General features: G+C 49.8%; 13 protein-coding genes and 1 pseudogene. 5 read left to right on the forward strand and 9 right to left on the reverse strand.

All coding sequences use genetic code 11. The features are described 5' to 3' along the window. The 4 genes and pseudogenes from O3681_RS00005 to O3681_RS00020 all read right to left on the reverse strand — a co-directional run. Positions 1 to 470: pseudogene (locus O3681_RS00005) on the reverse strand (bifunctional proline dehydrogenase/L-glutamate gamma-semialdehyde dehydrogenase PutA); the annotation flags it as partial. Positions 471 to 700: 230 nt separating this feature from the next. Next, positions 701 to 2,227, reverse strand: coding sequence for a sodium/proline symporter PutP (gene putP, locus O3681_RS00010; protein ID WP_070607607.1), 1,527 nt, complete (start codon positions 2,225 to 2,227; stop codon positions 701 to 703). Positions 2,228 to 2,678: 451 nt separating this feature from the next. Beyond that, positions 2,679 to 3,473, reverse strand: a complete 795-nt coding sequence (locus tag O3681_RS00015) for a formate/nitrite transporter family protein (RefSeq protein ID WP_107722961.1) — start codon at positions 3,471 to 3,473, stop codon at positions 2,679 to 2,681. Positions 3,474 to 3,671: 198 nt separating this feature from the next. Further along, positions 3,672 to 5,885: a bifunctional (p)ppGpp synthetase/guanosine-3',5'-bis(diphosphate) 3'-pyrophosphohydrolase gene (locus O3681_RS00020; protein ID WP_107722963.1), complete on the reverse strand. Its 2,214-nt coding sequence runs from the start codon at positions 5,883 to 5,885 to the stop codon at positions 3,672 to 3,674. An 88-nt stretch (positions 5,886 to 5,973) separates the two neighbouring features. On the opposite strand from O3681_RS00020, the gene O3681_RS00025 reads away from it, so the two are divergent. Further along, entirely contained in the window at positions 5,974 to 6,684 is a 711-nt protein-coding gene (locus tag O3681_RS00025) for a GrxB family glutaredoxin (RefSeq protein WP_107722964.1), read from the forward strand. 56 nt (positions 6,685 to 6,740) lie between these two features. Here O3681_RS00025 and O3681_RS00030 read toward each other — a convergent pair whose 3' ends face one another. From O3681_RS00030 to O3681_RS00040, 3 genes are read right to left on the reverse strand one after another with little or no spacing between them, the layout of a single operon-like run. Further along, positions 6,741 to 7,259, reverse strand: coding sequence for a membrane integrity-associated transporter subunit PqiC (locus O3681_RS00030; protein ID WP_107722965.1), 519 nt, complete (start codon positions 7,257 to 7,259; stop codon positions 6,741 to 6,743). Then, the gene (pqiB, locus tag O3681_RS00035; protein ID WP_107722966.1) at positions 7,259 to 8,920 is read right to left on the reverse strand and encodes an intermembrane transport protein PqiB; all 1,662 of its coding nucleotides are present in this window, start codon (positions 8,918 to 8,920) and stop codon (positions 7,259 to 7,261) included. Before pqiB ends, O3681_RS00030 begins: the two co-directional genes overlap by 1 nt. After that, a complete protein-coding gene (locus tag O3681_RS00040) occupies positions 8,917 to 10,227 on the reverse strand; it encodes a PqiA/YebS family transporter subunit (protein ID WP_371458999.1) in 1,311 nt (436 codons plus the stop codon). The genes pqiB and O3681_RS00040 overlap by 4 nt, the downstream gene beginning before the upstream one ends. Before the next feature lie 403 nt (positions 10,228 to 10,630). Here O3681_RS00040 and O3681_RS00045 point away from each other — a divergent pair, with 403 nt between their 5' ends. Together O3681_RS00045 and O3681_RS00050 are read left to right on the forward strand one after the other, a co-directional pair. Beyond that, entirely contained in the window at positions 10,631 to 11,254 is a 624-nt protein-coding gene (locus tag O3681_RS00045) for a biliverdin-producing heme oxygenase (RefSeq protein WP_049329094.1), read from the forward strand. 174 nt (positions 11,255 to 11,428) lie between these two features. Continuing rightward, complete coding sequence (locus O3681_RS00050; RefSeq protein WP_070765037.1) at positions 11,429 to 13,801, forward strand: TonB-dependent hemoglobin/transferrin/lactoferrin family receptor; 2,373 nt, start codon at positions 11,429 to 11,431, stop codon at positions 13,799 to 13,801. A gap of 63 nt (positions 13,802 to 13,864) precedes the next feature. Here the strand turns inward: O3681_RS00050 and mnmC are convergent, their stop codons facing one another. Next, a complete protein-coding gene (gene mnmC / locus O3681_RS00055; RefSeq protein ID WP_371459000.1) occupies positions 13,865 to 15,490 on the reverse strand; it encodes an FAD-dependent 5-carboxymethylaminomethyl-2-thiouridine(34) oxidoreductase MnmC in 1,626 nt (541 codons plus the stop codon). 125 nt (positions 15,491 to 15,615) lie between these two features. Between mnmC and O3681_RS00060 the strand changes: the two genes are divergently transcribed. Continuing rightward, positions 15,616 to 16,206 (forward strand): tyrosine-protein phosphatase, encoded by a 591-nt coding sequence (locus O3681_RS00060; protein ID WP_308880930.1) that lies wholly within the window; start codon positions 15,616 to 15,618, stop codon positions 16,204 to 16,206. A 73-nt stretch (positions 16,207 to 16,279) separates the two neighbouring features. Here O3681_RS00060 and cysE read toward each other — a convergent pair whose 3' ends face one another. Continuing rightward, positions 16,280 to 17,098 (reverse strand): serine O-acetyltransferase, encoded by an 819-nt coding sequence (cysE, locus tag O3681_RS00065; RefSeq protein ID WP_070583842.1) that lies wholly within the window; start codon positions 17,096 to 17,098, stop codon positions 16,280 to 16,282. Between the two features lie 150 nt (positions 17,099 to 17,248). Here cysE and grpE point away from each other — a divergent pair, with 150 nt between their 5' ends. Beyond that, positions 17,249 to 17,809, forward strand: a complete 561-nt coding sequence (grpE, locus tag O3681_RS00070) for a nucleotide exchange factor GrpE (protein WP_070711972.1) — start codon at positions 17,249 to 17,251, stop codon at positions 17,807 to 17,809. The last annotated feature ends 101 nt before the right edge of the window (positions 17,810 to 17,910 follow it).

Here is a 17,910-nt window from a genome sequence, read left to right on the forward strand (position 1 = left end):
CCGCCTTTGCTGATCAGACGGCTCAATGCGGAACTCATCTGTTTGTCGTTTGTCGCGGTCAGTTTGCCGGTAATCAGCAGACCCCATGCGGCCGCGTTAACGAAGAGGGAAGGGCTGTTGTTCAAGTGGCTTTTCCAGTTGCCTTCAGAGATTTTGTCGGCAATCAGGCGGTCACGGGTGGCATTGTCCGGAATGCGCAGCAGGGCTTCAGCCAGACACATCAGTGCAACACCTTCTTCACTGGAGAGAGAGAATTCGTGCATCAAAGCATCTACACCGCTGGCTTTGGTACGGCTGGCACGGACTTGGGTAACCAAACGACGGGCAAGCTCGGAGGCGGCATTGCGTTCTTCGTCGGTCATCTGTGCACGTTGCAACATATCCTGAACGGCCTCGATTTCATCACGGCGGTAGGCATCAGTTACAGCTTGACGCAGAGGAGTTTGTGTTGGAAAAGCGAAGTTAAACATTATTTATGTTCTCCAAAGGTTTTTTCATGGTTTCAGACGGCCTGAATTAAGACTGCTAAAACAAGCATTCTGAAGGATAGTAATATCGTAATAAAATTATGATGCGGATACAAGATGCATCCGCATAAATTGCTGTTTTTTCTGACAAGGCTCAGATTATTTTGAAACAGTTTATTTCATAACACAGACAGACGGCCTGCACTGAATCATGCAGGCCGTCTGAAAACGTCTTATTTAGAGGCGCGGTATTCTGCGTCTGCTTTTTCGAAACGTTCTTGCAATTCGCGTGACGGTTGTTTGTCCATCAGAGATACCAAAACAATCACGAGGGTACAAGCGATAAAGCCTGGAACGATTTCATATACGGTAGAGAAGCCTGTTTCTTGTGCGGCCAAAGCAGGTTTTTTGATCCACTCAGCCCAAACAACCACAGTCAGCGCGCCTGCAATCATGCCGGAGAGTGCGCCGTAGGCAGTAATGCGTTTCCACAGTACAGACAGGATAACAACCGGGCCGAATGCGGCACCAAAGCCTGCCCATGCGTAAGCTACCAAGCCCAATACTTTGCTTTCAGGGTCAGAAGCAATCAGGATGGAAATCACTGCGATAGCCAATACCATTACGCGGCCAATCCATACCAATTCAGCTTGTTGGGCGTTTTTACGCAGGAAGCCTTTATAGAAGTCTTCGGTAATCGCGCTGGAGCAAACCAACAATTGGCAAGACAGGGTGGACATTACGGCGGCAAGAATCGCGCTCAAGATGATACCGGCAATCCAAGGGTTGAAGAGCAGGGTAGCCAAAGCGATGAAGATACGTTCGTGGTTGCCGTTCATTTCATCAACGTGGGCAGGGTTGGCGCCGAAGTAAGCGATACCGAAGTAGCCGACAGCCACAGCACCGGCCATACACAGAATCATCCAAGTCATACCGATACGGCGTGCAGAAACCAGAGATTTAGCGCTTTCAGCAGCCATGAAACGGGCCAAAATGTGTGGTTGGCCGAAATAGCCCAAGCCCCAAGCGGCGGTAGAGATAATGCCGATAAAAGTAGTACCGGCAAACAGGCTGCCGTATTCCTTACCGGTAGAAGCGGCAACTTGTTGGATGGCAGCGTTCATTTGATCTGCACCGCCCAAACCCAAGTACACCATGACAGGAGTCAGTACCAATGCAAAAATCATCAAAGAAGCTTGCAGGGTATCGGTCCAGCTTACTGCCAAGAAACCGCCCAAGAAAGTGTAGGCGATGGTCGCGCCGGCACCCAGCCACATGGCTTGAGTGTAAGACATACCGTGGAACAGGCTTTGGAACAGGGTAGCACCGGCTACGATGCCTGAAGCACAGTAAATAGTGAAGAAGAACAAGATAATCAGTGCAGAAACCACTTTCATCAAGTGACCGCCGGCACCGAAGCGGTGGAAGAAGTAATCAGGAAGCGTCAGCGCGTTGTTGGCGTATTCGGTATGTACGCGCAGACGGCCTGCAACCAACAGCCAGTTGAGGTATGCACCCACAATCAGACCAATGGCAATCCAAGCTTCATTCAAACCGCTCAGGTAAATGGCACCTGGCAAGCCCATCAAAAGCCAACCTGACATATCGGAAGCACCGGCAGACATCGCGGTCACGAACGGACCTAAGCTGCGGCCGCCGAGAATGTAGTCGTCGAAGTTTCGTGTTGAAAAATAGGCGGCGAGGCCGATCAGTAATACGGCGACCAAATAGATCGCGAAAGTGATATACATGGGATTCATGTACTTATTCCTCATCTAACTTTTAAAACGGGTTTGAAATTGCAAGCAATTCATACCCAAACTTTTTTCTAATAAAAATACAGCTTAAAAATCCTGTTTTTTGCGAGAGAGACAGGATAAATTATTTTCAAATACAATAAAATACGAAATCTTAATGCATTAAATTGTAAATAATTTAAACCAGCATACCGCAAAAAGTTGCTTTTGCAAAGCGAAGAACTCAGCCTTTATTCGAAATTGATGCCGCTTTTTGGCTAAGTCATTTAAAAACATAAAAATATATAAATTTTTACTGATGATGACGAAGGAAAGTGTGTGAAACTATCTTTCCTGATGTTTTTGGGGGATTAAAGAGAAAAAGTAATTAAACGACTTGGACTTTCAGACGGCCCTGTGTAGAACCCCCGTATCTGTGTCGGGCAGATACGGGGTTTTTAGAAAAAAGACTACATTAAATAGAAAAATCGTCTTTTAGTAAGTGTTTGTAAGCAAAGAGATAAGAGGCTGCGACAAAGGATGATCCGCCCAGGACGTTGCCTAAGAAAACGGGAATCATGTTGTAGAAAAATTGACCCCAGCTGACGTTTGCGCCCGCCCAAATGCCGGCCGGAATGATGAACATATTGGCAACAAAATGTTGAAAGCCGATTAACACGAAGATCATTACCGGAAACCAAGTTGCCAAAATGCGGCCTGAAGTATGGCGTGAGCCGAAATAGAACCAAATACCCATGCACACCATCCAGTTACATGCGATAGCGGAAACGAATGCACGGCCAAAGTCCATATTAACTTTGGCTTCGGCGATGGCAATGGTTTTAGCCGTAGCCGCTCCTTCTGCCAGGCCGACGTAGTGGCCGAGGAAATAGGCCATGGCAACGGCGCCTGCCAGATTGCCCAAGCTGACGATGAGCCAGTTGCGTACCAGTTTGTAGGTGCTGACGCGGCCGGTCAATCTGCCCAAAGCCATAATCATCATATTGCCTGTTGCCAGCTCGCCGCCGCCGATTAAGATACAAATCAGCGCAATCGGGAATACGGACGCGCCCAAAAGGGCGGCCAGGCCGTTCCATTCAGCCGGAATGCCGCTGATGACGCGCAGGCAGGCAAGATAGCCGAAGCCGACATAGCCGCCGCCTAAAAAACTCAAAATCACCAACATCTTGATGCTGAATTCAGATTTGGCGCAACTTTTGCCGATGGCGTCCTGCAAAATTTCATGAGGGAACAGGTCTCGTGTGTCCATGAAGTTTCCTTAAGGTTAATATAAGAATAAAAATATCTTTCTTTATCATACGGATGGCGAGTTTGCCTGAGAATATGGCGGACAGGAAATAACGGCTGATTGTAAGGATAGAAGCGTAGGTTATATATTGGCAGTTGATGTGTGAAAGGCCGTCTGAAAGCAATACTTTCAGACGGCCTTTAGATGGGGGAATGGGAATTATAAGCGCGTTACGCTTAAAACGCCTTTGATGTCGCCCAGACTGGCTAATACGCGCGGCAGGTCGTTGACTTGGCGGACTTCAAGGGTAAAGCGCATGCTGGCTTCCAAATCGCGCGATTGGGTTTGCACCGCGGTAACGTTAAGTTTATGACGCGCCAGCGCATCCGAAACGTCGCGAAGCAAACCGGAGCGGTCTTGGGCGCGGATTTCAACATCGACGGCAAACACTTGTCCTTCTTGCAGGGCTGCCCAGCTTGCGTTCAACACTTTTTCCGGCGCCTGCTCGGCAAGGTGGCGGAAAGAAGGGCAGGTGCAGCGGTGAACGGAAATGCCGCGGTCGCGGGTAACAAAGCCCACAATATCGTCCGGAGGTGCCGGTTTGCAGCATTTGGCAAGCGTGGTCATCAGGCCGTCTTCGCCGTCAATCAAAATGCCGTTTTTGCCACCTTTTTTGATTTTAGACTGTTTGACGATATTGGTTTCATCAATCGGTACAGGAGGCGGCTCATTCAGAGCGCCGCAGGCTTTGTGGATGGCGCGGTTGGAAACTTCACCCTGACCGATGGCTGTATAAAGTTCATCGGTTTTTTTGAAGCCGAGTTTTTCCGCCAATGCTTGCAGATTGGGTTTGGGGAAGATTTTTGACAACTGTTTGTCCAACTGGGCGCGGCCTTCTTCGCGCACGGTATCCGCATTTTGCTGGCGGATGTAGGCACGGATTTTACTGATGGCGCGGTTGGATTTGACCCAGCCTTCATAGAGCCAGTTGACGGAAGGGTTCCCCTCTTTGGCGGTAATGATTTCAACGCGTTGACCGTTTTCCAACGGCGTTGACAGCGGTACGATTTGTCCTTCAACTTTTGCACCGCGGCAACGGTCGCCCACGCTGCTGTGCAGGGCGTAGGCAAAGTCAATCGGGGTGGCGCCCGTAGGCAGGGAGAGGACTTTGCCGTGCGGGGTCAAAACGTAAATCGTGTCGTTGAAAAGTTCGGTTTTGAAGGCGGCGGCAAGGTCTTCTTTGCCGCTTTCGGCCATGTTTTCGCGCCAGTCTAGGAGTTGGCGCAACCAAGCGATTTTCTGTTCATAGGCGGAATCACCCTTGCCACCTTCTTTATAACGCCAGTGGGCGGCAACACCAAATTCGTTGAATTGGTGCATGTCGAAGGTGCGGATTTGGACTTCCACGCCTTTGTCTTCCGGGCCGACGATGACGGTGTGCAAACTTTTATAGCCGTTGCCTTTCGGGTTGGCAATATAGTCGTCGAACTCGCCCGGAATCGGCTGCCAGAGGCTGTGGACAATGCCCAGCGTGGTGTAACACTCGGGAATGGTGTCCACCAAAATCCGTACGGCACGGATGTCGAACAGGCCGTCGAAAGTGAGCTTTTTCTTCACCATTTTTTTGTAAATGGAGTAGATGTGCTTCGGTCTTCCGGCAACTTCAAAATGAATATTGTATTTTGTCAGTTCCGTACGCAGGATATTGAGGAAGTTTTCGATGTATTCGAGGCGTTCGGTGCGTTTTTCGTCCAAAAGCAGGGCGATTTCGCGGTATTTTTCCGGCTCTTGATGGCGGAAGCCCAAATCTTCGAGCTGCCATTTGAGTTGCCACACGCCCAAGCGGTTGGCGAGCGGGGCAAAAATGTCGAGGGTTTCTTTGGCAACGGCGCGCTTTTCAGGATTATCGGGAACGTTGCTTAAGAATTGGAGGGTGCGCGTGCGCATCGCCAGTTTGATCAGGACGACGCGGATGTCGGTAACCATTGCCAACAGCATTTTACGCATGGTTTCGGCTTGTTGGGCGCGTTCTTCCGGCGTGGCGAGGCTGTCCACGCGTGCGAATTGGGTCAGTTTTTGTACTTCGTCTACGCCTTTGACCAGCTCGCAAACGGTGCTGTTGCAGCGTTCGGCAACCAATTCTTGCCAAGTGGGAACGTATTTGCCGATGTCGGACAAAATCGTAGCCGCCACGGCATCGGGCAATAAGTCAAGTTCGCTGACGATTTGCATCGAGCCGAGGAAATGTTCCAGCAATGGCTCGCCGTAAGTCGTTAGTGCATCGGCGGGGTAATGTTCTTTAGCTAAGTCAAAGGCCGTCTGAATCAGGTTTTTATCGGAATCGGGCAGCGCGGCAACATAGCCGTCGAACCAAGCGAGGAGGCCTTCCAGCGTTGCACTCGATGTTTGGGGCGTTTGGCGAATAGTGGTCATGGCGTGCGTTTTTTTCTTTTTGATAAAAACGTTGCCATTGTAACAGTTTATTGCCGATAGCCCTAGATTTGTATGCGAATGTGGCACTATGTTTCAGGAAGCCTTGTTTCAGACGGCCTTGGGTGTTATGGTTAACCGTTTTGAAATTTTAAGGAGCATTTCGATGAAACTGTATATTTACGACCATTGCCCGTTTTGCGTCCGTGCGCGGATGATTTTTGGCTTGCGCGATGTGGCGGTGGAAGAGGTCGTTTTAGCAAACGATGACGAAGCTACGCCGATTGGCATGATTGGCTCAAAACAAGTACCGATTTTGCAAAAAGAAGACGGTTCGTTTATGGGCGAGAGTTTGGATATTGTCCGTTACATCGATCAAGGCCGTCTGAAAGAAGAAGTTCGTCCAGAAGTGCAGGCTTGGTTGGATAAAGTGGGTGAATACAATAACAAACTGGTACAGCCGCGCATGGTCAAAATCGGCCTGCCTGAATTTGAGACCGATGAAGCGAAAAAATATTTTATCGACAAAAAAGAGAAAAGTATCGGCAATTTCGAGACTAATCTGAACAAAACGGCGCAATATCTGGAGCGTCTGCATCAAGATTTGGCAGAGCTGGAAGCGCTGGTGTGCGAAGGCAAGGGCTTGGGCGGTGAAATCAGTTTGGAAGATATCCTGACGTTCCCTATTTTGCGCAACCTGACTGTTGTGCGCGGTATTCAATGGCCGCAAAAATTGATGGATTATTTGTTGGCGATGAGCGAGCGTTCCGGCGTAGCTTTGTATTTTGACCGCGCGTTGTAATGAATGTTTGAAATATGAAAAAGGCCGTCTGAAAGTTTTTCAGACGGCCTTTTGGTCTAATAGGCAATCGTATCGGCAACCTGTGACAAACCGTTTTCCAACGATTCGAGCATGGCGGTATAGCCGTCGCCTTGTTGCGGCGTGACGGCGTTAAACGGTTTGCTGCGTCCGTCCGGCCATTGTGCATAACCGCTGATGGTGGTCTGCCCCTGATAGCTGCCTTGGAAGGCTTCGATATAGACTTTCAGGGTTTGGCTGCTTTGGCTGCGTGAAGCAGGCACAAAGGTGCGATGCGGATTGAGGCGGTTGAGCTTGTTGCTGAGGTTTGCCGCCAATGCGCCATCGAGCGGTGCCGCCCAAAGGTGGTTTTTCGCCAGATTCACATGATAGGCATCGATTTGGTAAACGAGGCCGCCGTTGGCAAGCGGTTCGGAAAGGTTGACTTTGACCGCGATTTCGTTGCCTTGTGCTGTCGGACGGATGTACTGGCTGTCGGGCAGGACGAAATATTGTGTGCTTTGCGCAGTGCCGCAGGCGGCAAGCGTCAGGGCGATGGCAATCGGGAAGAGGCGCATTATCGGCTTCCTTTCGGGATAGGGTCTTTGCTGCTGCTGTTGAAAATCAGCGCATTGGGTTTTTCTTTCAAAGTATTAATCACGGGTTGAACGTCTTTTAAGGTTTTGTCCAAACTTTGCAGCGTATTTTGTACGTCGCCGTAGATAGGCGATTGAGGCGATACGCCTTGCAGGGTTTGACGCAACTCTTTCAGGGTTTGGTTCAACTCGTTCGGAATGTTTTGTGTCTGCGGTTTGCCGACCAGTTTGTCGATAGAGCTTAGGGCTGCATTGGCAGATTTGAGTGTGGACTTGAGTTCAGCAAGCGAACCGTTCAAGCCGGCAACGGTTTTATCCAATGGCAGGTTATTGAACTTGTCTAACAAGTCGGCCACTTTTGCCTGCAAATCGTCCAAACCGCCGCCTTGGGTTGCAATAACGGTATCGCCTGCATAAACGGTATGCGGTCGCAGCTTAGGCGAGGAGGAAGGCTGATCGTTCAACTCAATCATTTTGCTGCCAGTCAGCAGGTTGTTGCTGGAGATGGTGGCGGTCAGGCCTTTGTTTAAGGCCGTCTGAAATTGTTGTTTCCAATGTTCTTTGCTTTGTTCGTCGGCATTGATTTCCAAACGGGAAGGCTCGATGCGGATGCGTACGGGAATCCAACCGTTTTCAAACAAATGCAGGCTATCGTTGCGGTCGAAATAAGGGACGTCGGAAACCACGCCGACATTCAGGCCTTTGTATTCAACAGGCGAACCAGCAGTCAGGCCGCGTACGGATTGTTTGAAAAATGCGGTGTAATACAGCGAGCGGTCGTCAGGCAGGTTGGCGACTTCGCTCCGACTGTCGTAAAGCGTGAAGCTGTCTTCGCTTTTGACGTTTTTGCTGTCGCTTGTTTTGGGCGAGTCAAAGGAAATTGCGCCGGACAGCAGGGCAGGCAGAGGGGCGGAGTTAAGTTTGACACCGCTGCCTGTGGTTTCGATATTAATGCCGCTTTCTAGCCAGAAACGGCTGGCGGAATTAATCAGTTTGTCGTTGGGGCTTTGGATGAAGATGGTGTAATGCACGCTTTGGTCGGACGGGTCGAAATGCGCGCTTTCTACTTGGCCGACCATAAAGTTTTCATATAAAACCGGGCTGCTGACGTTGAGGATGCGGTCGTTTTTGCCGATCAAATTCAGGCGCAGGCCGCTTTGACCGATGGCGGCAATCGGCGGAATGTCTTGGACGACAAATACATCTTTGGTTTCTTGGCTTTTACCCGGTGTAAATGCAATATATGAGCCGGAAAGCAAGGTTCCCAAGCCGGTAACGCCGCTTTGGTCGATACGCGGTTTGACCACCCAAAATTGGGTATCGCTGCGGATAAGGTCTTTGGCGTCGGCACTGAGTTGGGCAGTAACTTCCACGCCTTTTTGGTCGTCGCGCAATTTGATGCGGGTAACGCGTCCGACATCGACGTTCAACACCTTAATAACGGTGTTGTTGACTTCGATGCCTTCAGCGCTGTCCATCAACAGCGTAACGACAGGGCCGCGGTTGCGGATGTCTTTAATCAAAAGCCAGCCGCCGGCAATCAGCGCAATCAGCGGAATCAGCCACACGATAGACGTGAAGACATTGGTTTTCTTGACACGCGCCGGGGCGTGGTAATTGGGTGAAGAATCGTGTTTTTTCATTGTGTTAAGGTCTGGTCAGAATCAAGGCCGTCTGAAAGCTGCTGTTGCTTGTCCCAAATCAGACGGGGATCGAAATAATAGGCCGAAAGCATGGTCAAAATAACGACCAGGCAGAAGTAAATCGCCGCGCCACCCGGCACGACGCGCGCCATATTGGTGTGGAACGAACTCATCAAAATAATAATCACAAAAATATCAATCATCGACCAGCGGCCGATGGATTCGGTAATCCGATACAAAACCGACATCTTGTCCGCGCTCATCACAGGCTTGAAGTATGCGGAATAAATCAAAACCGCCATCGCAATAATCTTCAAAACCGGCACCATAATACTGGCACTGAAGATAATCACGGCAATCAATCGGTCGCCGTCGTTCCACATATAAACAATGCCGTTGAAAATCGTGTTGATCTCCAAAGCCGTTGGATTGGACGAAATCATAATCGGCAGGATGTTGGCGGGGAAATACAGGATAAACGCCGCCATTAAAAACGCCAGCGAAATGCTCAGGCTTTTCGGGCGGCGGCGGTATAAGTCTGCACCGCATACGCCGCAAGGCTGCTCGTCTTTATCGCGGAAATACAGGCAGCGGCTGCAACAGATTTTGTCTTCAGCGGCCGTCTGAACCGCATGGCCGCCGGTTAAACGGTGAATCTTATAATAAACCCAATGCTGCGGAATCGATACCGAAGTCCGAATCAGCATGACTGACAACGGAAACATCAGATAAAACGCTGAGCCGAATTCCACTGTGGCAACGGACGAGAGCTTGATATACGCCACCAAAGTGGAAATGAAAAACACATCCACCATAATCCAATGACGCAGCCGCACCAATACACGCGTTGCAAAGCGCAGCGCAGGGTAGGCCTTTTCGCGTATCAAAGCCGTATAAACATACAGGCAGAGCAGTAAAAACAGTAAAGGCGCACCAAAGGTGAGGATAAACATCACTTCCGCCAGAAAACCGTAATCCAGCGAAATCAAAAGCCGCATCATTTGCGGCAACGACAAAATCGATGTCACGCCGAACAAATCCACGCGGATATACACCATATTGTACGCGAACGCCATCAGAATCAAGGTTGTCAGCGCATAGGCAATCGGCGCGATATACGGATTGTTTTCCACCTCCACAATTTCATGGTTGCACACCGGACAATGCGCTTCCTGTCCCTGACGCAGGCGCGGAATATCCATACGGCAGCCGCAATCCGGGCATTCCACCGTATGTGCAGGCAGCGTCGCATCAGGAAGATAAGACTTGTAGCGCCACCAGCGATGGTAGGCAGGAATCCGTTTCATGGTTCGGCAGGGGATAAAGAAGGTGCAAAGAGTGTTGCATTATAAAGGAAAACAGAAGGATAGCCCAAATTTAGGTCGATATTTGATTGAATGGCGGCTGCTTAATAAGGTTTGGGCCGTCTGAAAAGTTTGAAAAGGGTTTAGAAGGTTATTGCTATGGGCTGTTAAATTTTATTAATAGGTCTTAGTTTGGTTTATTGTTATTATATTAAAAATAAGATATATTCTCAATATTTAAAAACACGATAATCCTTGTAGATTTGTGGAAGGTACACGGTCAACGAACCTGAAGTAGGCTAAAAATTATCTTCTTTGTTTTTAAAACAATTCTTTTCAAATTAGACGGATTTTTAACCATAAAGGCCGTCTGAAACCATTAGTCTTTTAATTCAAAGGAAACATCATGAGTGAAACACAAGAGCTGACTTTCGCCAAACGCTTGAAAGAGCAAACCACGACAACGCACGACAGCGTTGATAACTTGGTTATGTCCGTTCAACCTTTTTCCAGCAAAGAAAACTACATCAAATTCTTGAAACTTCAATCTGTTTTCCACAAGGCTGTCGATCACATCTATAAAGATGCCGAATTGAACAAAGCCATTCCAGAGCTTGAATACATGGCGCGTTATGATGCCGTGACTCAAGACTTGAAAGACTTGGGCGAAGAGCCTTACAAATTTGACAAAGAATTGCCACACGAAACCGGTAATAAAGCCATCGGCTGGCTGTATTGCGCCGAAGGTTCTAATTTGGGCGCGGCATTCTTGTTCAAACACGCTCAAAAACTCGAATACACTGGCGAATTCGGCGCACGCCACCTGGCTCCTCATCCGAACGGCCGCGGCAAACACTGGCGCGCTTTTGTCGAGCATCTGAATGCTTTGAACTTGACTCCGGAAGCCGAGGCGGAAGCCATTCAAGGCGCGCGCGAAGCTTTTGAATTCTATAAAGTGATTCTGCGTGAAACCTTCGGTTTGCCGGAAGGTGCGGAAGCGCCTGAAGGTATGACGCCGCACAGACTCTAAAAAATAATTAAATCAAACAGACAAGGTCTCAGCGTAGATGTTTGCAGGGACCTTTAATTACACAACAAAGTTTTGTTTGAACGGGTTGCTGTCTTATTAATCATTAATGATTATCAGAAATTTTTTATGCATTAACTGATGGATGAACAATCCATTACATCTTGAGTTGATAATATGAAACCATTACAAATGCTCCCTATTGCCGCGCTGGTCGGCAGTATTTTCGGCAATCCAGTCTTGGCAGCAGATGAAGCTGCAACTGAAACCACACCCGTTAAAGCAGAGATAAAAGAAGTCCGCGTTAAAGGTCAGCGCAATGCGCCTGCAGCCGTGGAACGTGTCAACCTTGGCCGTATCCAACAAGAAATGGTACGTGACAACAAAGACTTGGTACGTTATTCCACCGACGTTGGCTTGAGCGACAGTGGCCGCCATCAAAAAGGCTTTGCCGTACGCGGCGTGGAAGGCAACCGTGTCGGCGTCAGCATTGACGGCGTAAACCTGCCTGATTCCGAAGAAAACTCGCTGTATGCCCGTTATGGCAACTTCAACAGCTCGCGTCTGTCTATCGACCCCGAACTCGTGCGCAACATCGAAATCGTGAAGGGCGCAGACTCTTTCAATACCGGTAGCGGTGCATTGGGTGGCGGCGTAAATTACCAAACCCTGCAAGGTCATGATTTGCTGTTGCCTGAGCGTCAGTTCGGCGTGATGATGAAAAACGGTTACAGCAGCCGCAACCGCGAATGGACAAATACACTTGGGTTCGGTTTGAACAACGACCGCGTGGATGCCGCTTTGCTGTATTCGCAACGTCGCGGTCATGAGACTGAAAGCGCGGGCGAGCGTGGTTATCCGGTAGAGGGCGCCGGCAGCGGAGCGAATATCCGTGGTTCTGCGCGTGGTATTCCTGATCCGTCCAAACACAAATACCATAGCTTCTTGGGTAAGATTGCTTATCAAATCAACGACAACCATCGTATCGGCGCATCTCTCAACGGTCAGCAGGGCCACAATTACACGATCGAAGAGTCTTATAACCTGACCGCTTCTTCTTGGCGCGAAGCCGATGACGTAAACAGACGGCGCAATGCTAACCTGTTTTACGAGTGGACGCCCGATTCGAATTGGTTGTCGTTGTTGAAAGCGGACTTCGATTATCAGAAAACCAAAGTAGCGGCGGTTAACAACAAAGGCTCGTTCCCGATGGATTATTCTACCTGGACGCGCAACTACAATCAGAAGGATTTGGACGAAATCTACAACCGCAGCATGGATACAACCTTCAAACGCATTACATTGCGTATGGACAGCCAACCATTGCAAATAGGCGGCCAACATCGCTTGTCGTTTAAAACTTTCGCCAGCCAGCGTGAGTTTGAAAACTTAAACCGCGACGACTACTACTTCAGCGGCCGTATTTTACGCACGTCCAGCACGATTCAGCATCCAGTGAAAACCAACAACTACGGTTTCTCGCTGTCTGACCAAATCCAATGGAACGATGTGTTCAGCAGCCGCGCAGGTATCCGTTACGACTACACCAAAATGACGCCGCAGCAACTGAATGCCGAGTGTCATGCTTGTGACAAAACACCACCTGCAGCCAACACTTATAAAGGCTGGAGCGGTTTTGTCGGCTTGGCTGCACAGCTGAGTCAGACATGGCGTTTGGGTTACGATGTAACTTCCGGTTTCCGCGTGCCGAATGCGTCTGAAGTGTATTTCACTTACAACCACGGCTCAGGTACCTGGTTGCCTAATCCGAATCTGAAAGCCGAGCGCAGCACCACCCATACCCTTTCTCTGCAAGGCCGCAGCGAAAAAGGTACTTTGGATGCCAACCTGTATCAAAGCAATTACCGCAACTTCTTGTCTGAAGAGCAGAAGCTGACCACCAGCGGCGATGTCGGCTGTACTCAGATGAATTACTACTATGGTATTTGTAGCAATCCTTATTCCGAAAAACTGGAATGGCAGATGCAAAACATCGACAAGGCCCGAATCCGTGGTCTTGAGCTGACAGGCCGTCTGAATTTAGGTCAAGTGGTTTCTTTTGTACCTGAAGGCTGGAAATTGTTTGGTTCTGTCGGTTACGCGAAGAGCAAACTGTCAGGCAACAACAGCCTGCTGTCCACTCAGCCTCTGAAAGTGATTGCCGGTGTCGATTACGAAAGCCCGAGCGAAAAATGGGGTGTGTTCTCCCGCCTGACTTATTTGGGTGCGAAAAAAGCCAAAGACGCTCAATATACCGTGTTTGAAAACACCGGTTGGGGTACGCCTTTGCAAGAAAAAGTAGTGGATTATCCATGGCTGAACAAATCGGCTTATGTGTTTGATATGTACGGCTTCTACAAACCGGCTAAAAACCTGACTTTGCGTGCCGGCGTGTACAATGTATTCAACCGCAAATACACCACTTGGGACTCCCTGCGCGGTCTGTACAGCTACAGCACCACCAACGGCGTTGACCGCGATGGCAAAGGCTTAGATCGCTACCGTGCCCCAGGTCGCAACTATGCCGTGTCTTTGGAATGGAAATTCTAAGCAGTTAACGGATAGCTAAAGGCCGTCTGAAAGTTTTGATGACTTTCAGACGGCCTTTTTTATTTACAGCGAAATCCTTAAATCGGATAACAACGGCTGCTGCCGAACAATCGCGCGGATGATGGCGCGGTTGGGGTGTAGCGCGGTTCTCAGTCTTTGCGATAGCGGATGCGGCAAACCAAGTATTTCGGCTGCAATGGCGGCGGCGCAGATGGGGGCTGTCGCCAGTCCGCGCGTGCCGTGTGCCGTATTGATGTAGGCATTGGGCAGGTAAGGGCAGGGGATATTGTCGAGGCGGTAGTTTTTGTCCAATGCCAGTTTGGCGTAGGCGGACTGCATGGTGGCGATGTCGCCGAGTGCGCCGACAACGGGCAAGTGGTCGAGGCTGTCGCAACGTAGGGCGGCATGGCCTTGTGTGTCTTGAAGGCCGTCTGAAAACGAATCTTGCTCAAACAGGGATTGTGCCAATGGCGGATTGAGTTGTTGAAGGGCGGCGCGGTTTTCGGTTTCTTCGTGCGGATACCAAGTTTCATTGTTGCTATTGAGGATAAATGTCGCGCCGTAGCAGTGGCGGCCTTGCCAGCTCGGACTGATGTAGCTTTTGCCGGAAATGGCGCAACGCAGTTTTTGTGAAAACGGGCTGGCGGACACAACACCGGTTTGACCGCGGATTTGGCGGAAAGGCAGGGCGGAGACGTTGGTGTCGGCGGCAGTCGGGCTATGCGCGCCCATACAGTAAACGATATGGCTGGCATTGAAATGCGCGTTTGGCGTGTGTGCCGTCCATTGTGTGCCGTCATGCGATACTGCGGTCAGCGGCGAGTGTTCGTGCAACTCAATCAGCGGATGATTCAATAAGGCATGCACGACAGTGGGTGGATTCAGCCATACACCTTGCGGCCAGTAAAGGCCGTCTGAAAATACGTTTATGCCTGCGATGGACGCAGCCTCTTCGGTAGATACGCTGCGGTAGAGGTGTTTATGCTGGTGTTGCAAACCCAAGGCCTGATTGCGTTTGCGTTCGCTGTCGTCAAAATTCAAATGCAATACGCCGTCACCGCCCCATACGTCGGAATTAGGCAGCAAGTCTTCCAACAATCGGCGCGTGTAGCCGTAGCCTGTCAGCAGCAGCTCGGTTTGTTCGGTATCGTGTGGCGAGATTTTGGCGTAGAGCAAGCCTTGGCGGTTGCCGCTGCCTGCCTGTGCCGCTTTGCCTGCCTCCAAAACCGTAACGCGTATGCCGTGCTCCGCTAGTTTGCGCGCGGTTGCCGCGCCGGCAATGCCTGCGCCTATAATCAGTACGTGTTCGGGCACGGCTTGATGTTCAGGCCGTCTGAACCAAGGTTTTAGGGGAGTTGGGGCGGATTGGGGTATGGCTTCGGTTTGCCATTCGATATGATGGAAATGTTCGTGTAAGCGGTCGGCGCGGTGTGGCGGAACCAGCCAGAGATGTACATCAGGCAATAGGTTTTCTAAAACATTGACGCTGTTGAACTGAAGGCATTTCATGGCTTGAACGAGGCGGTTATTCAGACGGCCTTCAAGCTCGGAGGGATGATTCGATAATGGAAAATCGGGAATATGGTTTTCAGGCAGGCAGACAATCAAATAAAGCGGCGCGGTATGTTGTTCGATGCCGCGGCAAAGGGTAGCAAGGGAAGGCGTGGTGTTCCAAGCAAGGCAGGTCATGATGAAAGGCCGTCTGAAAAAAGAGGCTTTATTGTAACGCGGTTTGCTCGGATAGAATATCCGAACGGGTTTTGATAGAATCGCATGATATTTTGATTTTCAATTGATTTTCATACAGGAATTTTATGCGCCGTCTTTTATTGTGCCTTCTCGCTTCCGGCTTGCCCATCGCTTGCTCGTCCGCGTCGCCGGATAATGGCAGCAAAGCCGTTCAGTCCGAACGCTGGGCAACGCCTGTCAAACACGATGCCAACCTTTATCGCATCGACGACAAGCTTTACCGCAGCGAGCAGCCTGTTTCCGAAGATGGCGAAGCCATCGTCAAGCTGGGCATTCAAAGCGTGATCAACTTGCGCTTTTTCGACCGCAACGATGACGACCATTTGAAAGAGCATGGTTTGACCTTGCTAAATCGTCCGTTGCTGTCATGGAGCATCAAGCCGAAAGAGATTGCGGAAATCCTATACTTGATTGAAAAACAACAGCAAAACGGCGCAGTGCTTATCCATTGTTATCACGGCGCGGACCGTACCGGTTTGATTGCCGGAATGTACCGCATCATTTATCAAGGCTGGCCGGTGGAAGAAGCAAAAGCCGAAATGCAACATGGTCCTTACGGTTATCACAGCATTTGGAAAAACATTGCCAACCTGTTTACCGAAGAGAAAGTCAAGCAGGTTAAAACGCACTTGGAAGCCTTGCGCAAACGCGGTTAACACTAGGATTTAAATGATAAAAGGCCGTCTGAAAGAACAAATCTTTCAGACGGCCTTTTAAATGGCAGATTGCTTAAATCACAAAATCCGTAGATGATAATTGAATGCTTTGATCCATATCGGCAGACGGAGTTTTGGAAGAGCGGCCGACCGGTTTGGCCGGTACGCCGACAACGGTAATCGAAGACGGTACGTCGGCAACCACCACGCTGCCTGCGCCGATTTTGGCATTTTCGCCGATACGGATGTTGCCTAAAATCGAAGCGTTCGCACCAATCATTACGCCATTGCCGATTTTCGGGTGGCGGTCGCCGCTTTCTTTGCCCGAACCGCCCAGCGTTACGCCGTGGAGGATGGAAATGTTGTTGCCTAAGACGGCGGTTTCGCCGGCCACAAAACCAGTGGCATGGTCGAGCATCAAACCGTGACCGAAACGGGCGGCAGGGTGAATGTCAACACCGAAGACTTCCGACATGCGGTTTTGCAGGAAATACGCCAGCGTTTTACGGCCGTTTTGATAGAGCCAGTGGTTGATACGGTGCGCCTGTACGGCGTGAAAACCTTTGAAATACAACAGCGGCAGCGAATATTCGTCACAAGCTGGGTCGCGCTCATAAATGGCTTTCAAGTCGGCCTCGACGCATTTGCTGATACGGGTGTCCACGCTCAAAGCTTGTTGATAAATTTCAAACAGCGCACGCACATCCATAATCGGGCTGCCGAGCTTGCTGGAAAGATGGTAGGCAAGAACCGAATCGAGCGAATCGTGGCGTAACACGGTTTGGTGCAGGAAGCTTGCCAGCATCGGCTCGGCCGCGGCGGCCGCTTCGGTTTCTTCGCGGATGGTGTGCCACAGATTAAAATCGGTTGAATTCAAATGGTCTTTTTTCATATTTGAGGCCGTCTGAAGAATAAAATCAGATGGCTATCTTACCGTTTTCCAACGTCTTTTAACAAGGCATTTGATAATCGACGTTCAAATGCTTGAAGTTTTTTCAGACGGCCTTATATATGAAATATCGAATATCAACACGCTAAAAGGATGTCAGAAATGACGGAGCATAACGAACAACATCAACACGAAGCAGAAGAAGCGGCAGCCGTAGAAACTGCCGAAACCGTTGAAACCAAACAAGCAGAACCGACTTACGAAGATCTGCAGGCGCGTGTCACCGAGTTGGAAGGTCAACTCAAAGACAGTGAGCTGCGCGGTTTGGCAAACGAGCAAAACCTGCGCCGCCGCCATCAGCAGGAAATCGCCGATACCCATAAATTCGCCGGACAAAAATTTGCAGCAGAAATGTTGCCGGTTAAAGATTATCTCGAAATGGCGCTGCTGGACCAAAGCGGCAATTTCGATGCGCTGAAAATGGGTGTGCAAATGACTTTGAACGAGCTGCAAAAAGCATTTGATGCCACACATATTAAAGAAATCAACCCGCAACCGGGCGACAAACTTGATCCACACCAACATCAAGCGATGCAGGCAGTCGTCAGCGAGCAAGAGCCGAATACCATCGTCAGCGTGATGAAAAAAGGCTATACATTGGCCGATCGCGTACTGCGTCCTGCGATGGTTGTTGTGGCGAAAAAAGAAGATTGAAGGCACCGCTTGATAAAGTTTATCAAGCATAAGATCTTCAGACGGCCTTATCCGGTTTCAAATCCTGATGTTCCGCTATTGGAAAATCATTCCGATAAACC

This window comes from Neisseria sp. 27098_8_158, from assembly GCF_041433145.1.
Lineage (GTDB): Bacteria > Pseudomonadota > Gammaproteobacteria > Burkholderiales > Neisseriaceae > Neisseria > Neisseria subflava_E.

What these genes read in the sequence shown, in the direction of transcription:
- putP (WP_070607607.1), bottom strand. Translation starts at nt 2,227, where the DNA reads ATGAATCCCATGTATATCACTTTCGCGATCTATTTGGTCGCCGTATTA.
- O3681_RS00015 (WP_107722961.1), bottom strand. Translation starts at nt 3,473, where the DNA reads ATGGACACACGAGACCTGTTCCCTCATGAAATTTTGCAGGACGCCATC.
- O3681_RS00020 (WP_107722963.1), bottom strand. Translation starts at nt 5,885, where the DNA reads ATGACCACTATTCGCCAAACGCCCCAAACATCGAGTGCAACGCTGGAA.
- O3681_RS00025 (WP_107722964.1), top strand. Translation starts at nt 5,974, where the DNA reads ATGTTTCAGGAAGCCTTGTTTCAGACGGCCTTGGGTGTTATGGTTAAC.
- O3681_RS00030 (WP_107722965.1), bottom strand. Translation starts at nt 7,259, where the DNA reads ATGCGCCTCTTCCCGATTGCCATCGCCCTGACGCTTGCCGCCTGCGGC.
- pqiB (WP_107722966.1), bottom strand. Translation starts at nt 8,920, where the DNA reads ATGAAAAAACACGATTCTTCACCCAATTACCACGCCCCGGCGCGTGTC.
- O3681_RS00040 (WP_371458999.1), bottom strand. Translation starts at nt 10,227, where the DNA reads ATGAAACGGATTCCTGCCTACCATCGCTGGTGGCGCTACAAGTCTTAT.
- O3681_RS00045 (WP_049329094.1), top strand. Translation starts at nt 10,631, where the DNA reads ATGAGTGAAACACAAGAGCTGACTTTCGCCAAACGCTTGAAAGAGCAA.
- O3681_RS00050 (WP_070765037.1), top strand. Translation starts at nt 11,429, where the DNA reads ATGAAACCATTACAAATGCTCCCTATTGCCGCGCTGGTCGGCAGTATT.
- mnmC (WP_371459000.1), bottom strand. Translation starts at nt 15,490, where the DNA reads ATGACCTGCCTTGCTTGGAACACCACGCCTTCCCTTGCTACCCTTTGC.
- O3681_RS00060 (WP_308880930.1), top strand. Translation starts at nt 15,616, where the DNA reads ATGCGCCGTCTTTTATTGTGCCTTCTCGCTTCCGGCTTGCCCATCGCT.
- cysE (WP_070583842.1), bottom strand. Translation starts at nt 17,098, where the DNA reads ATGAAAAAAGACCATTTGAATTCAACCGATTTTAATCTGTGGCACACC.
- grpE (WP_070711972.1), top strand. Translation starts at nt 17,249, where the DNA reads ATGTCAGAAATGACGGAGCATAACGAACAACATCAACACGAAGCAGAA.